We start from the raw sequence: 14,377 nt of genomic DNA, 5'->3' as shown, positions 1-14,377 counted from the left end.
GTGAGGCGCTTACCGTAGAGAGCAGGGCGCGCATACGATGCCTGCGGGAACACAGAACATGTCTGGAAAACCAGATGGAGGCACCGTGAGTGCAGATCAGGACGGCGCAAACCTGCTGGAGGTTCGCGGCCTCACAAAGATATTCGGCACGCTGACGGCGTGCGACCATGTCGATCTCAACATCGCCAAGGGCGAGATCCACGCGTTGCTTGGCGAGAATGGCGCCGGCAAGTCGACCCTGGTGAAAATGCTGTTTGGATCGCTGGAACCGAATTCCGGCGAGATTTTCTGGAACGGCGAGGCGGTCAGGATCACCAGTCCCGGCACCGCAAAAAAGCTCGGCATCGGCATGGTTTTCCAGCATTTTTCCCTGTTCGAAGCGTTGACGGCGGCGGAGAACATCGCGCTGTCGCTGGATGACGGCTCGCCGATCAGCATGATCGCGGCCAAGGCGAGGGCGCTCTCCTACAGTTACGGCCTGCCTCTCGATCCGCTATCGCTGGTCGGTGATCTGTCGGTCGGCGAGCGTCAGCGTATCGAAATCATCCGCTGCCTGCTGCAGACGCCGCAACTCATCATCCTCGACGAGCCGACTTCGGTGCTGACGCCGCAGGAGGCCGATAGGCTGTTCGAGACGCTCGAACGGCTGCGTTCGGAAGGAAAGTCCATCCTCTACATTTCGCACCGGCTGGAAGAGGTCAAACGCATCTGCGACCGCGCCACCGTGCTGCGTCACGGCAAGGTGGTCGGCCATTGCAATCCGCGCCAGGAAACCGCGTCTTCGTTGGCGCGGATGATGGTCGGCAACGAGGTGCACGCCGTGGTGCGGGTGCCGGCCGAGGGTGTCGAGACCGCGCCGGTGCTGCTTCAAATCCGCGAACTCACCCGCAAGCCGGCGACCCCGTTCTCGATCCCACTTAGGAACATCAATCTTGAAGTCCGCGCCGGCGAGGTGATCGGCATTGCCGGTGTCGCCGGCAACGGCCAGGGCGAATTCTTCGAATCCGTTTCCGGCGAGGTGCTGCAGCAGGATGCCGGCTCGGTACGCATCCGCGGCAAGGATGCCGGCGGCCTCACCATCACCGGCAGGCGGCTGATGGGCGCTGCCTTCGTCCCGGAAGAGCGGCTCGGCCATGGCGCAGCACCGCGCATGAACCTTTCGGAGAACCTGCTTCTGTCGCGCCACGCCACCGACGGCAAGATGTTTGTGGGCGCCGGTGGAATGGTCAAGGGCGATGCGATCTATACCGCTGCCCAGCGCATCATAAAGGCGATGGACGTGCGCAAGAGCGCGCCGGATCCGGAGGCTGCGGCTCTTTCGGGCGGCAATCTGCAGAAATTCATCGTCGGCCGCGAACTCGACCGCCGGCCAAGCGTCATGGTGGTCAATCAGCCGACCTGGGGGGTCGACGCGGGTGCGGCGGCCCACATCCGCCAGGCGCTGATCGAACTGGCGCGCAGCGGCTCGGCGGTGTTGGTGATTAGCCAGGATCTCGACGAGCTGTTCGAGATTTCCGATGCGATCACGGTCATGCACAATGGCGAACTGTCGAAGCCGCTGCCGATAGCTGAAGCGACATTCGAGAAGATCGGGCTGCTGATGGGCGGCGCCGAACCCGGTCATGCCGAACATACGCTGGAGACGGCTTGATGCGCCTCGAACTTGTAAAACGCCCGCAGCGCTCGATGCTGTTTTCGGCACTCTCGCCTTTCATCGCTTTCGTTTTGACGATCATTGCCGGTGCCATCATGTTCGCGCTGCTCGGCGTCAACCCGTTGACTGCGTTCCGCATCTATTTCATCGAACCGATCAGCCAGGTCTGGCAGTTGCATGAGCTGGCGATCAAGGCCGCCCCCTTGATCCTGATCGCGGTCGGACTGTCGGTCTGCTACAAGGCCAACATCTGGAACATCGGGGCCGAAGGCCAGTTCATCCTGGGCGGCATTCTCGGCTCGATGTTCCCCGTGCTGTTTCCGCAGTTGGAAGGCCCATTGGTGCTGCCGCTGATGCTTCTTTTCGGCATGGTCGGCGGGGCTGCCTATGCCGCAATCCCGGCACTGCTGAAGACGCGCTTCAACACCAACGAGATCCTGACCAGCTTGATGCTGGTCTATGTCGCTCAGCTCTTCCTGGACTGGCTGGTGCGCGGGCCGTGGCGCGATCCGCAGGGCCATGGTTTCCCGCAGACCATCCAGTTCAACGACTCGGCCATACTGCCGGAACTCCTGCCGGAATCCGGCCGGGCAAACTGGGGATTTGTCTTCGCGCTGATCGCGGCGATACTGATCTGGATCCTGATGAGCCGTATGCTGAAAGGCTTCGAGGTCCGCGTGCTCGGCTCAAGCCCGAGGGCAGGGCGCTTCGCCGGGTTTGGCTTTAACCGCATGGTCTTCTTTGCCTTCCTGCTGTCGGGCGCACTGGCCGGACTTGCCGGGATTTCGGAGGTCTCGGGTGCCATCGGGCAGTTGCAGCCGGTGATCTCGCCCGGCTACGGATTTACTGCCATCATCGTCGCATTCCTCGGCCGGCTCAATCCGCTTGGCATCGTTGCCGCCGGCCTTGTGCTGGCGCTGACCTATCTCGGCGGCGAGGCGGTGCAAAGCGCGCTCGGCATCTCCGACAAGGTGGCGCGCGTGTTCCAGGGCATGCTGTTGTTCTTCGTGCTCGGCTGCGACACGCTCATTCACTATCGCATCCGCCTGATCGGCTTTGCCGCGCCGAAACTCGAGACAGTGCCGAAGCTGGAGGAAGCTCGCTGATGGACATCACCGTCAACATCCTTTTGACTATCGCTACGGCGGCGACGCCGCTGCTGATCGCGGCGATCGGCGAACTGGTGGTCGAACGTTCCGGTGTGCTCAATCTCGGCGTCGAAGGAATGATGATCATGGGTGCGGTCGGCGGTTTCGGCGCCGGTTATCTCACCGGCTCGCCATGGATAGGGCTGCTGGCGGCAATCACCATGGGGGCAGTGTTCTCGCTTCTGTTCGCTGTGATGACGCTGTCGCTGGCCACCAATCAGGTGGCCACCGGCCTGTCGCTGACACTGCTCGGCCTCGGTCTTTCCGGCATGATGGGGACGAATTTTGTCGGCCAGCCCGGTGAGAGATTGCCTAACCTCGATATTCCCGGCCTGACCGCAATCCCGGTCATTGGCAGGCTGCTGTTCGGTCAGGATCCAATCTTCTACATCTCGATCGCGCTGACCGCCGCCGTGATGTGGTTCCTGTTCAAGACCCGCACCGGGCTCACCTTGCGCTCGATCGGCGACAGCCACGCATCGGCGCATGCGCTTGGCATCCACGTCATCCGCTACCGCTATCTCTCCGTGATCTTCGGCGGCGCCTGTGCCGGCCTCGCAGGTGGCCACCTGTCGCTGGTCTACACGCCGCAATGGGTGGAGAACATGACTGCCGGCCGCGGCTGGATCGCGCTGGCTCTGGTCGTCTTCGCCTCCTGGCGGCCATGGCGGGTGTTGGCCGGCGCCTATATTTTCGGCGCGGTCTGGATCGGCCAGCTTCATGCACAGGCATTCGGCATTCCGGTCCCCTCGCAACTGCTTTCTTCGTTGCCCTATCTGGCAACCGTCGTGGTTCTCGTTCTAATCTCGCGCAACAAGCGTTTGACGATGATGAACACGCCGGCCTCCTTGGGCCAGCCATTCGTTCCGGATCGTTGACGATAAAAGACGGGAAGCTCCAAGGCTTAACTCAGAGAGGTAACACAATGAAAAAACTACTTATTGCCCTAATGGCGACGACGGCCGCATTGTCGCTGGCGGCCTCAGCCGAAGCGGCGGACAAGTTGAAGGCCTGCTGGGTCTACACCGGCCCGATCGGCGATTTCGGCTACTCCTACCAGCACGACCAAGGCCGCCTAGAGGTGGAAAAGGCACTCGGCGACAAGGTCGAGACCGCCTATCTCGAAAACGTCTCCGAAGGCCCCGATGCCGATCGCGCCTTCGAGCGCCTGGCGCGCGAGGGATGCAAGATCATTTTCGGCACCTCCTTCGGCTTCATGGACCCGGAAGTGAAGGTCGCCAAGAAATTCCCCAAGGTGATGTTCGAGCATGCCACCGGTTACAAGACGGCCGAAAATCTCGGCATCTACAATGCGCGTTTCTATGAAGGCCGCTACGTGCTTGGCCAGATCGCGGCCAAGCAATCGAAGTCGGGCGTCGCCGGCTATATCGTTTCCTTCCCGATCCCCGAAGTGGTGATGGGCATCAATTCCTTCATGCTCGGCGCACAGTCGATCAACCCGAGCTTCAAGGCGAAGATCGTCTGGGTGAACTCCTGGTTCGATCCGGGCAAGGAAGCCGATGCGGCCAAGGCATTGTTCGACCAGGGCGCCGATATCATCGTCCAGCATACCGATTCGACCGCTGCCCTGCAGGTGGCGGAGGAACGCAAGCTGCACGGATTCGGCCAATCCTCCGACATGATCAAGTTCGCGCCGCATGCGGCGCTGACCTCGCTCACCGACAATTGGGGGCCGTACTATGTCAGCCGGGTCAAGGCTGCGCTCGACGGCACCTGGAAGCCCGACAACGTCTGGCTCGGCATCAAGGATGGCGCCGTCAAGCTGGCTCCGTTCACCAATATGCCCGATGACGTCAAGGCCATGGCCGAGGCAACCACCAAGAAGATCGCCGACGGCTGGAACCCCTTCACCGGGCCGATCGCCAAGCAGGACGGCACACCTTGGCTGAAGGAGGGCGAGGTCGCCGACGACGCCACTTTGCTCGGCATGAATTTCTACGTAAAGGGCGTCGACGACAAGCTGCCGCAGTAGGCAATCGGAAACATATCGAACAAAAGGGGCGCCACGCGGCGCCCTTTTTATTTCGGACTGAATATCAGACTGCTGAGCCGTAAAGGTCGTAAGCGTCGGCGCGCTCGATCTTGACCGTGACGATGTCGCCGGCGCGCAGTGGCCGCCGCGACTGGATGTGGACCGAACCGTCGATTTCGGGCGCGTCGTATTTGGTCCGGCCCTTGGCCGAACGGCCATGCGCCTCGTCGATCAGGACAGGCAGGCGCTTGCCAATTTTCTTGGTGAGCTGCGTTGCCGAAATCTTCTGCTGGCGCTGCATGAAGCGATGCCAGCGAGCTTCCTTGATCTCCTGCGGCACATGCTCGAGGCCGAGCCCATTGGAGGGGGCGCCTCTGACCGGCTCGTATTTGAAACAGCCGGCGCGGTCGATCTTGGCCTCGTCCAGCCAGTCGAGCAGCATCTCGAAGTCGTCGTCCGTCTCGCCGGGGAAGCCGACGATGAAAGTAGAGCGGATGGCAAGGTCCGGGCAGACGTCGCGCCAGCCGCGAATGCGCTCGAGCGTCTTTTCGCCATGAGCGGGCCGGCGCATGTTCTTCAGCACCCGCGGCGAGGCGTGCTGGAACGGAATGTCGAGATAGGGAAGAATCTTGCCTTCGGCCATCAGTGGGATGACGTCTGCGACATGCGGATAGGGATAGACATAGTGCATGCGCACCCAGACACCGAGCTTGCCCAGTTCTTCCGATAGATCGAGGAATTTCGCCCGCACTTCGCGATCGCCGAACATGCTGGTCTGGTATTTGATATCGATGCCGTAGGCGCTGGTATCCTGCGAAATGACGAGGATCTCCTTGACCCCGGCCTTGGCCAGCTTCTCGGCTTCGCGCAACACGTCGGCGGCCGGGCGCGATACGAGGTCGCCACGCAGCGCCGGAATGATGCAGAAGGTGCAGCGGTTGTTGCAGCCTTCCGAAATCTTGAGATACGCATAATGGCGCGGCGTGAGCTTGACGCCCTGCGGCGGCAAAAGGTCGATGTAGGGATCGTGGCTCGGAGGGGCAGCCTCATGCACTGCCGCCATCACGCTTTCATAGGCTTGTGGGCCGGTGATGGCGAGGACGTTGGGATGCCTTTCACGGATGACGTCCGGCTCGGCGCCGAGGCAGCCGGTGACGATGACCTTGCCATTCTCCGAAAGTGCCGAGCCGATGGCGTTGAGCGATTCGTCGCGGGCCGAATCGAGGAAGCCACAGGTGTTGACGACGACCAGGTCGGCGCCGTCGTGTTTGCGGGCAATCTCGTAACCTTCGGCGCGCAGGCGCGTGATGATGCGCTCCGAATCCACAAGGGCTTTCGGGCATCCAAGGCTGACGAAACTGACGCGAGGGGCGGACATCAAAGCTTTCCGGATTTTCAGGATTGGCGGCGCAGTATCACACTTGTCGCGGCATTGGTATGGGCAGCGGCTGCGGCGAAACGCAACCGCCGCCGTCGCCGAAGGCTCGCCGAAGCTGAAACGCGGGCCGATGCGAATTCGAGTCGATGCGTCAGCTCATTGCACTGCTGACATGCGGCAAGACTTCCACCGCGCCCCGGTAGATCATGTCGAGTGCGACATAGAAGATGATCAAAAGGCCGATATAGGCGATCCAGCGATGGCGGTGCAGCAGCTTGGCGATGAAGCTCGCGGCAAGGCCCATCAGCGCGATCGACAGGACGAGGCCGATCACAAGCACCTGGAAGTGATCGCGCGCCGCGCCTGCGACCGCCAGCACGTTGTCGAGCGACATCGAAACGTCGGCGATGACGATCTGCAATGCCGCCTGGCCCAAGGTCTTCTTGCGCGCCTTGCCGGCCACCAAATCATCGCTGTTGATATCGGAATTGGACAACGCTTCGGTCGCCTCCACCTCGTCGGCATCGGACGTGCGCAGCTCGCGATACATCTTCCAGCACACCCACAGCAGCAAGATGCCGCCGGCCAGTAGCAGGCCGACAATCTGCAGCAGGGTGACGGTAACCGCGGCAAAACCGATGCGCAGCACCGTCGCCGCCACCACGCCGATGAGAATCGCTCTCTTGCGCTGCTCGACCGGCAAGCCCGCCGCGGCCAGGCCGATGACGATGGCGTTATCGCCTGCAAGCACGAGGTCGATGGCGATGACCTGGAGCAGGGCAGAGAAGCCCGCGGCAGTGAAAATTTCCATCGACTGGAAGTCCCTTGCTGGTTGGCCGACCGTTCGCGTCGAATGCCGGGACGGCCTAACGTGTATGGTTCCCGCGCGTCAAGGGACTGGTTGGAACAAGCCCGGCAAACCGCCCGTTATTGCAGCAAATATACAGAGTTTGCGACGATCGGCCTGAAACACTGGCAAAATACGGCCACAAGTCGCGAATGCCTAGTCATAGAGATTGTATTTGGGCCAGTCGCTTCGCGGAATTTCATCACCGATCCGGTAGCGCCGCTGCAGGACTTCCATGTGGTCCGGCGCTGTCTCGCATATAAATTTCAGCCGGTACCATTGTCCCCGTGCTCGCCGGCCAGAGGCTCGGAATCATCGAAGTCGACGGTGGCATTTGGCTCGTCAGCTTCATGCACTATGATCTGGGATATTTCGACCTGGAACAAAGGACTCTACAGACCATCGACAACCCGTTCGGCACGAGGTTGTCCCCTATGTCTTAGGTACAAACTGTTACCCATGTCTCCGGGCCGTACAGGCTGGAAGTGGCGGAGGGAGAGGAACCGACATCCAACCTTCTCCAGCTGAGGAACTGCCCTCGTGCTTGACGGACCTGGTGAGCTGGGAATGGCGAGTCGGAAAGAGAACACTTCCGCCGAACATCATTGCCTCGTGGCGAAGCGGCTGACCAGAGGCGAGCGGCGAAACCAGAGAAGAGGCGCACCAATACGGCAACGCTCCGGGCAGCGTTTCCCATCCGTGTGTCGGAGGTGTGGACTCAGCTGTTCGAGTTGTCCGTGGGGAATTAAGCCGGCCGCAAGTGAATAGGGCCATGACCTTGAGGCGTAGCTGTGCGCTGATTTCGACCTCGCAGTGTCGGATTATTTGCACGCAAACCAGTTTTACGACGCTACCCTCCTCATCCTCAACGGAAGATTCTGGGAGGAATGCATGGCTCCGCATGAGCAACATACCGTTGAAATCGTTAGGGACAAAGAGTGGTCGGTGCGCGTGACGGTCAGCGGCAGCACTACCACGGTCCCTTTTACATCTGAGAGCTACGCGCGTTCGTTTGCAGACGGTCAGGCGTTCCGGCTTGGCGTTCAAGTTGCGGAACTCACGAAGGCGGCCTAGCTGCACGCGTTTTTGTCCCAAATTGGTGACATGTGGCTCCGATCAGCTCGCGTTAGGCCCGCTCGGAGACCTGGGCTGGCTGCCGAAAAGGCGACGTTGAGCGCCGTGCCGGCCGCTGGTTGGTAATGTGGGATGCTTGCCCGGTCGGCGAGCCGCAGTTCATCGCGCAGGACCTTCGCGGCGTCGTGCCCTTTAAGATTTGCGCTTGTAGGCATGCTATACGAGCGGGTGGTCAAGGCATTTGGCCCGCGAGCAATCCAGCCGGATTTGTTTGATGACCAAAGGAGAAATTCGGCAATGAGTAACGTTGTATCGCTTCATGGCGACAAGCGCTGGAAAGCTGTTCTCGTCTACGGCCACCAGAACGGCCCCATCACGATCGAGCACTATCTTGAAGAGATTTCCGAGCTTCATAACGTCATCGAACACGGCCCGGACTGGAACACACTGATTACGTGCACGGTGACAATCAACCGGACGGACGGCGGCGAGGAGCAGAACAGCCAGGAAAAAGAGGCGCGCCATGAACACCGGTGAATCGCGGAGCGCTTCATCCGGGTCGCCGAGATCGAGCGCTCCAGTCATGTGTATGTCGGGCCGGCGACGCTTGGTGCGCAGCAGTTGCCCTACATCCACACCGACATCGACAAGCTCGATCCAAAGGCCGACCCGCTGGCGGAGGAGCGAAAGGCGTTCTGGGACCGCATCGGCACCATGCCTTCGGCCCAAGAGATCAGCGAGCTTGAGGCCCTTGCATCTGGGCCAGGCGAGGAGCGCTCCAACAAGTCCTTCGGCCCGTTTAGGTAAGTAGCCCCGCACGGGAGCATCAAGCACCGTAGCGGAAGGTTGCCTTGCTGGAGGACTGCTATATGGGAAAGTGAACTAGAGGGACGGTCGCGTCGCCGGGCTTTCTTTGCGCCCCATCAAAGACGAGGAACGCGACGGCATCTCCACTCGTTGATCGCCATGCCCTCCACTTCGATTCGCAAAGCGGAGTACGATCCCGAGCGGAAGGTACTTTCGGTGTGGTTCGTGGCCAGCGGCAAGCGCTACGAGTTTGAGGGTGTTCCGCCAGAGACCTTTGCGGCGTTTAAAGCCGCGTTCGCGAAGGGCCGCTACTTTAACGCCCACATCCGTAATCACTTCCCGTACCGCCTGGTTGCGAGCGAAGCCGACCCGGGATGACCTGACCTGTCGTGGCGAGGTGGCGCTAAGTGCGACCAGTCCCTGGGACCTCGTCCAGAAGATTTGGACCTTTGCTCGCCGGCAACTGGCCGTCGGGAGTGAGCTTGTCCACTGCGTCGGGGAGTTCTCTTGTGAGCCGGTCGAGAAGCTCGTCATGGGACAATCCGGTTTGCTCGGCCAGATCGTTCAACGTTTGCGGGTCGATTGCTTTTTCAACCTGCTCGCGCTGAACGGGCCGGTTTGATCCTTTACTTACCCACGAATCAACTTGGTCGCCCGCACCTGCATTCCTGAGGCGGTCCAGAATATCGCCGAGACCGCCGGGGGAGCCCATGCTATTTGGATCTGTCGATCTCTTTCCCGCGATCAGCTCGCCGATCTTGTCCCTGTTCTTGTAGGCAAGCAGCCCAAGCAACGCTATGGCGACCTTTCCTATGTCAAGGCTCATTTCGCATCTCCTGGTGCATCGTTTCCGGATCAGCTGAGACGAAGCGATTTTGCAGCTTCTGTCAGGCGGGCGCGGTCGTTGCCGTAGGTCTTGATCAACTGCCGAACCTGGTCGGGCGTCAGGCCGTTTTGCTCGGCGAAATATTGTATCTCATAGTCTTCGTCCGCCGATACGCGGTTGCCGGCTCGGACATCCCGCTTGCTCCTGTCGTCAGCCATTCTGGTCTCCTTCGGATCCGAATCAACAGCAACGCCGGGAAGCAGCTTTCGTTGCCACACCCCTATTGGAATCACGTTCCGTTCACTCTGGCTAATATAAGCTTTGTACCTTGTATTGACTGGGTGCGTAAAATTGTAAGTACCGGCGGCGGCCGCCTCGAGTTCATTCCGCCGATGGAGCCCAAGCTGGTTTCAAAGCCACCCGAGGGTGAACACTGGATTCACGAGATCAAGCTCGACGGCTATTGCACCCACATTGTCATCAACAGCCCCGACGATATCCGCGCCTTTACCAAAAGCGGTGCGGACTGGACGAGCAAATACACCGGCCTTGTCGAAGCCGCGCGCGAGCTAGACGTCAAGAACGCGATCTTCGAGGGCGAGGCGGTGGTCACCAACGAGGCCGGCCTGCCCGACTTCGACGCGCTGCAGAAGGTGGTCCATAGCGACCCCTACGGCGCGATCCTCGGCGCCTTCGACATCATGCATCTCGACGGCCACGATCTGCGCGACATCGGCTGCACAGCGCGCCGCGAAATGCTGTTCGGCATCATCAAGCCGAACAGCCGCATCCAGTTCAGCGAAGCCATCCCCGGCGACCCCAAGGCTATCTTCTATCTCGCCGACCAGGCGGGGCTCGAGGGCATCGTCTCCAAGCGCGCGGAGAGCCCGTATCGGAGCGGGCTAACATCAAACTGGCTCAAGACCAAGAGCTTCACCTTTCAGGAATACGAGCTGCTCGGCGTTGAGCGGGAGCCTGGCAAGGCGGCATTCGCCCTGCTGGCGCAACCCGGCACCGGAAAATATGTCGGCTCGGCCTTCATCAGCCTGGGTCGCGACATGAAGGAACGGCTGTGGAAGCGGGTCAAGGACCATGCCGGCCCGCCCCCGGAGGGCGTCAAGAGGCGGCCAGCGACGCAATGGGTCCAGCAGGGGGAGGTCAAGCTGCGCGTCAAGCACCTCCGCGGCGAGCATAAGTATATTCGCAGCGCTTCGCTGCTGGGCTTCGGCGATGATCCGGAGCGTTCGGGGAACTAAGGGTCCGCCTGCCAAATCCAGCATGGCCGGCGGACCCTGATCAGCGCATGAAGGGCCGGTCCTTGCGCCGATTTCTCCTCCCGGAGATGACGCTCCAACTACAAAGAGCCGCGGCTGTTCCCGACGCCGCCTGTCATGGGACCATTGCGCAGGTAGGCCAGACTTAGGTCTTACGGTCTACTGGTTTAAGCCTTGTCAAGGAACGTTCGTTGGTTGGTTCGCGTTGAGGTGAGCTTGGCGCGATGAAGCTGCGTCCCGGCAAAATCTCAACAAGGAGACGGCTATGAGAATGCATCTTTCCACCGCAGCCGCGGGATTTCTGTTGTTGGCCGGCATTGGTGTCGCTGCCGCCCAGGATGTGATCATCGAACCGCAGCAGGAAACCGTCATCAAGGAATACGTCAAGAAACAGCCGCTCGCTTCGGTAAAAATTCCTGGAGTCGAGCTCAACATCGGCTCGCCTCTCCCGGATACAGTCGAGCTTCATGAAGTGCCGAACGTCAAATACCGTTATGTGGTCGTCGACAACCGGACCGTTCTGGTGGATCCGAGCACGCGCAAGATCGTCAAGGTCTACGACTGATCTGGTCTTAGGAGCGCTGGCCCGGATGGCGGCGCAAAAGCGTCAATAGTCCGGGTCAGCCGCTCGACAGTCTCAATGATCGCTTTTGCAAGCGCCTCGCCCTCATGCACCGGCTCAGGCCCGTAGAGCAGCAACACCGCATCCTCGCTCGGCAACACGCCGGCCGGGCAGGTCATCTCGATCGCCATCCGAACCAGATGCAAGCCGGCCCACGCGCTGTGGATAGCCTCGTTAACTTCTCGATCACTCATCAGGGGGCGGGTCCTGTTTGGCGGCTAACTGGGCCAGCAACTGGCGCGATGCTTCGATTGTCCGACGCGTCTCTTCGATAATCGAATGAAAGTCGTCCACATGACGCCACGCCCGCTCTTGGTATAACCGGGCAACTTCAACGTAGAGACTATCGCCCCATCGATCGTTCATCGTTCGGTGCGCGCTATGCGGCGCAGTTCGAATTTGACCACGATCTGCACTAACTGGTTGCCTGCTTCATCGCGGACTTGAATGCCAGCCTCGCGGTAGGTGCCATCGGGCAGCTTTTCTCTTGCGATTTCAAGCAGCGTTTTTGCTGCCTCGTCCTCCGCAGATTCCAGGCTCGGAAGCTCTGAACCTTCAGGGTCTGGGAAGGTCTCTCCATTGCTGGACAAGTCGAAGAAGTAGCGCGGCATCAATCCTAACTAGGATTGCCGGAAAATGTTCAATGTCTCTTTTTTACATACAAAGCGCTAATCCACCATGTCGCGCAGCGGCTTCTTGCGCTTCGGCGGCCTGTACTTCTCAACAAGCCTGACCTTCCCGATGTCGATCGTCACCAGCGGACCCAGATCGATTGTCACCTTGCCGCCTTCCTCGTCTATGCGCGTGATCTCTCCGGTAAGTTCGATTTGCTGGCCTCGTTTGACCTTGGACCTGCTGTCCAGGAGGAATGCGGGAAGCTGTAGGATGGGATCGAGACGCTGATACGGTCGTCGGTGACCCGCCTACGTACCGTGGCCGTGATCGCAACCACGTCGCGATGCCAATGCCCCGCGCTGGGCGGCCAGCGCCTCAGTCAAGTGGTAGCTAATATAGGTGACGCTTCATCCAATCGATGGACGAAGCCCATCAAAGGCCGGTGCTAAATTTGATGCATGTCGCGACCTTACTTACCCCCGAGCCACCTTGCTATCGCTATCCTCGCGATCAGCGTCAGCTATGCCGAAGCTGCGGACCGGAGGCTCGAAACCGCGACGCGCTGTACGTACGCCAGTTCGAAGAACCTGCCGGTTTGCACCGCGTCAAGCTCGCTCCTCGAAGTGCTAGGTGACAAATGTTTTCTCGTCAAAGGTTCGATGATCTATGGCGACATCGCCGCGCTGTCCCAGATAGTCACTTTGAGCTGGTAGCCATGAGGCTCGCGACCCTCCAACTTGAAACTGCGAGATACGGCGACGTTTATCGGGCCGAAAGGCTCACACGGCTGAGGCAGCAGGTGATCCGGCACATCAAGCGCACTGACGCCTCGGCTCAAAAAGTCGAGCAAGCGCTTTCTAGGTTGGCCGAAGCAAACGCCCCCATGGCGACGCTTGCAAGCGGATTCGGTTTCCGCGCCACTGCGGAATCACGTTCCGTTCACTCTGGCTAATATAAACCTTCCGCCTGGAAACGAATGGGTGCGTAAAATTCTAAGTACCGGCGTCGGCCGCCGCGAGTTCATTCCGCCGATGGAGCCCAAGCCGGTCGCAAAGCCACCCGAGGGCGAACACTGGATTAACGATGCCGGATCAGGGCGGCCAGCAAGCCGAGCCTGAAAGGCAAGGTTGGCCGCCACATCAAGCGAAGGGATCAGGTTGAACTGCTGGAACACAAGTCCGACTGTTCCCCGCCGCAGGGCGGCAAGGGCTGTATCGTTCAGCCCCACAATATTGGTACCGCCAAGGTGGATTTCTCCCGCATCAGGGCTGTCGAGCCCTGCAACAAGGTGCAAAAGCGTGCTCTTGCCGCTGCCAGACTCGCCGGTCAGCGCAAGGCTCTTGCCCGCCTCCAGCGAAAGATCGATCCCGTGCAGAACATGCAACGGCCCCTCGCCAGTGGGGTAGAATTTGTCGATCCGGTGCAGCCTCAGCAGCATGTTACTCCCCGGAGGTCCGCGTGCATCTGACACGGCATGCCCGTGAAATAGCGCCAAACAACGACCCCTTTCATACAGCCTCCAAACCCACTGCCTTAATTGGACAATGGGTTTTTTCAGAGGGCTCGCGTTTTGTATCTAACGCGACCTCCACTTGGAATTCGATGTACAATTACGATCCAGAGCGGTTCTCAGCTAGGCGGGATAGGCGTTGACCGTACCGTCACAACTCACTCTCCAAACGGAACTGGAGCGCGCTGTCTTCAAATTCCTCAGCAGTGCCGATGCCGTTGTTGAAAAGCGCCATGATTATGCCTGCAGCCTGGTCACACTCAGGCGTGCTTGGCTCTATGCCAGCCTCACGGCAATACACGATCAAACCTTTCGGGCAACGAGTTCCTCTTCGATCTTTGCGCGGTTGTTTCCATACTTTTTTACCAGCCTGAGGGCATCAGCCCGTTCGAGATGGTGCTTCTTCATGAGGTACCCGACTTCATAGTCTTCGCCACCGTCGACCCGTGCTCTATCTTGCGGACCACGCTTTGACTTGTCGTCTGCCATGACAACCTCCATGGGCGATCGCCTCGCCCAAACGTGTCAAGGATAATCCTCTAATCGTCGGGGACAAGGACGTAGTCCCCAACCATGTCGAAACCGCACAACTCCGCGGTCGCAGGGATAAGCCGATCCCTTACGGGGAA

Annotated in this window: 17 protein-coding genes and 1 pseudogene; 9 read left to right on the top strand and 9 right to left on the bottom strand. The window is 60.0% G+C overall.

All coding sequences use genetic code 11. The features are described from left to right. The first annotated feature begins 58 nt into the window (after positions 1–58). From AC0L2P_RS06345 to AC0L2P_RS06330, 4 genes are read left to right on the top strand one after another with little or no spacing between them, the layout of a single operon-like run. Positions 59–1,651: an ABC transporter ATP-binding protein gene (locus AC0L2P_RS06345; protein ID WP_473500373.1), complete on the top strand. Its 1,593-nt coding sequence runs from the start codon at positions 59–61 to the stop codon at positions 1,649–1,651. Beyond that, positions 1,648–2,760: an ABC transporter permease gene (locus AC0L2P_RS06340; RefSeq protein ID WP_473500372.1), complete on the top strand. Its 1,113-nt coding sequence runs from the start codon at positions 1,648–1,650 to the stop codon at positions 2,758–2,760. The genes AC0L2P_RS06345 and AC0L2P_RS06340 overlap by 4 nt, the downstream gene beginning before the upstream one ends. Then, positions 2,760–3,680, top strand: coding sequence for an ABC transporter permease (locus AC0L2P_RS06335; RefSeq protein ID WP_473500371.1), 921 nt, complete (start codon positions 2,760–2,762; stop codon positions 3,678–3,680). Before AC0L2P_RS06340 ends, AC0L2P_RS06335 begins: the two co-directional genes overlap by 1 nt. A 47-nt stretch (positions 3,681–3,727) precedes the next feature. Further along, complete coding sequence (locus AC0L2P_RS06330; RefSeq protein WP_473500370.1) at positions 3,728–4,795, top strand: BMP family ABC transporter substrate-binding protein; 1,068 nt, start codon at positions 3,728–3,730, stop codon at positions 4,793–4,795. A 64-nt stretch (positions 4,796–4,859) separates the two neighbouring features. Here the strand turns inward: AC0L2P_RS06330 and rimO are convergent, their stop codons facing one another. The 3 genes from rimO to AC0L2P_RS06315 all read right to left on the bottom strand — a co-directional run bounded on the left by rimO (position 4,860) and on the right by AC0L2P_RS06315 (position 7,257). Next, positions 4,860–6,173 carry a 30S ribosomal protein S12 methylthiotransferase RimO gene (gene rimO, locus AC0L2P_RS06325; RefSeq protein WP_473500369.1) on the bottom strand — a complete coding sequence of 438 codons (1,314 nt, stop codon included), beginning with the start codon at positions 6,171–6,173 and terminating at the stop codon, positions 4,860–4,862. A 151-nt stretch (positions 6,174–6,324) separates the two neighbouring features. Next, a complete protein-coding gene (locus tag AC0L2P_RS06320) occupies positions 6,325–6,984 on the bottom strand; it encodes a TerC family protein (RefSeq protein ID WP_473500368.1) in 660 nt (219 codons plus the stop codon). Positions 6,985–7,176: 192 nt separating this feature from the next. Next, positions 7,177–7,257, bottom strand: a complete 81-nt coding sequence (locus AC0L2P_RS06315; protein WP_473500622.1) for a hypothetical protein — start codon at positions 7,255–7,257, stop codon at positions 7,177–7,179. Positions 7,258–8,391: 1,134 nt separating this feature from the next. Here AC0L2P_RS06315 and AC0L2P_RS06310 point away from each other — a divergent pair. From AC0L2P_RS06310 to AC0L2P_RS06300, 3 genes are all read left to right on the top strand, one after another. Continuing rightward, complete coding sequence (locus tag AC0L2P_RS06310) at positions 8,392–8,631, top strand: hypothetical protein (RefSeq protein WP_473500367.1); 240 nt, start codon at positions 8,392–8,394, stop codon at positions 8,629–8,631. Positions 8,632–8,679: 48 nt separating this feature from the next. After that, positions 8,680–8,901: a hypothetical protein gene (locus AC0L2P_RS06305; RefSeq protein ID WP_473500366.1), complete on the top strand. Its 222-nt coding sequence runs from the start codon at positions 8,680–8,682 to the stop codon at positions 8,899–8,901. A gap of 159 nt (positions 8,902–9,060) precedes the next feature. Beyond that, positions 9,061–9,279, top strand: a complete 219-nt coding sequence (locus AC0L2P_RS06300; protein WP_473500621.1) for a KTSC domain-containing protein — start codon at positions 9,061–9,063, stop codon at positions 9,277–9,279. A 25-nt stretch (positions 9,280–9,304) separates the two neighbouring features. Here AC0L2P_RS06300 and AC0L2P_RS06295 read toward each other — a convergent pair whose 3' ends face one another. After that, positions 9,305–9,727, bottom strand: a complete 423-nt coding sequence (locus AC0L2P_RS06295; protein WP_473500365.1) for a YidB family protein — start codon at positions 9,725–9,727, stop codon at positions 9,305–9,307. A 29-nt stretch (positions 9,728–9,756) separates the two neighbouring features. After that, on the bottom strand, positions 9,757–9,945 hold the full coding sequence (locus AC0L2P_RS06290; protein ID WP_473500364.1) for a DUF3606 domain-containing protein: 189 nt from the start codon (positions 9,943–9,945) through the stop codon (positions 9,757–9,759). Between the two features lie 123 nt (positions 9,946–10,068). Here AC0L2P_RS06290 and AC0L2P_RS06285 point away from each other — a divergent pair, with 123 nt between their 5' ends. Next, the gene (locus AC0L2P_RS06285; protein ID WP_473500363.1) at positions 10,069–10,983 is read left to right on the top strand and encodes an ATP-dependent DNA ligase; all 915 of its coding nucleotides are present in this window, start codon (positions 10,069–10,071) and stop codon (positions 10,981–10,983) included. A gap of 283 nt (positions 10,984–11,266) precedes the next feature. Next, positions 11,267–11,566 carry a DUF1236 domain-containing protein gene (locus AC0L2P_RS06280; RefSeq protein WP_473500362.1) on the top strand — a complete coding sequence of 100 codons (300 nt, stop codon included), beginning with the start codon at positions 11,267–11,269 and terminating at the stop codon, positions 11,564–11,566. Here the strand turns inward: AC0L2P_RS06280 and AC0L2P_RS06275 are convergent. The 4 genes and pseudogenes from AC0L2P_RS06275 to AC0L2P_RS06260 all read right to left on the bottom strand — a co-directional run bounded on the left by AC0L2P_RS06275 (position 11,557) and on the right by AC0L2P_RS06260 (position 14,237). After that, entirely contained in the window at positions 11,557–11,817 is a 261-nt protein-coding gene (locus AC0L2P_RS06275; protein WP_473500361.1) for a hypothetical protein, read from the bottom strand. The two genes, AC0L2P_RS06280 and AC0L2P_RS06275, sit on opposite strands and share 10 nt — an antisense overlap. A 168-nt stretch (positions 11,818–11,985) precedes the next feature. Then, the gene (locus AC0L2P_RS06270; protein ID WP_473500360.1) at positions 11,986–12,234 is read right to left on the bottom strand and encodes a DUF6894 family protein; all 249 of its coding nucleotides are present in this window, start codon (positions 12,232–12,234) and stop codon (positions 11,986–11,988) included. 1,091 nt (positions 12,235–13,325) lie between these two features. Continuing rightward, a pseudogene (locus AC0L2P_RS06265) lies at positions 13,326–13,676 on the bottom strand (ATP-binding cassette domain-containing protein); the annotation flags it as partial. A gap of 375 nt (positions 13,677–14,051) precedes the next feature. Next, positions 14,052–14,237: a DUF3606 domain-containing protein gene (locus AC0L2P_RS06260; protein WP_077380219.1), complete on the bottom strand. Its 186-nt coding sequence runs from the start codon at positions 14,235–14,237 to the stop codon at positions 14,052–14,054. Positions 14,238–14,377: the final 140 nt, after the last annotated feature.

This window comes from Mesorhizobium sp. WSM4836 (assembly GCF_055811815.1).
This window is presented reverse-complemented; position numbering and strand designations above follow the sequence as displayed.